Source organism: Lysinibacillus sp. OL1 (genome assembly GCF_004332175.1).
GTDB classification, from domain to species: domain Bacteria; phylum Bacillota; class Bacilli; order Bacillales_A; family Planococcaceae; genus Lysinibacillus; species Lysinibacillus capsici.
On the sequence record NZ_SJDS01000112.1, the window covers coordinates 1 to 262 of the forward strand.

Here is a 262-nt window from a genome sequence, read left to right on the forward strand (position 1 = left end):
TTTGTTTGAGAGCGCGACTCGGGGGGTCCGCCAACGAACACGAAGGTAGAGGCAGGTCATATGGGGACCTGGCTCGCGAAATTGACGGATGATCACGGAGAGTGGCTGATGACGGCTCGCGCCGACAAGACCAAGATCACCAGAGAAGACGTCACCCTCCTACGCGGAGGACAGGTGATCGGTGTTGACGACGGTGTCATCGGCGTGGTCGGGTCGATGCCTCTCGATCCGACCACCGCATCTCCGCGGTGGGTCACAGTAC

The 262-nt window shown here is 60.7% G+C and carries 1 protein-coding gene; it reads left to right on the forward strand.

The genetic code is table 11. The annotated features are described in order from the left end of the window. Positions 1 to 60: 60 nt before the first annotated feature. Positions 61 to 262: hypothetical protein (locus EW028_RS25755; protein ID WP_227745039.1), on the forward strand; the 202-nt coding region annotated here is incomplete at its 3' end.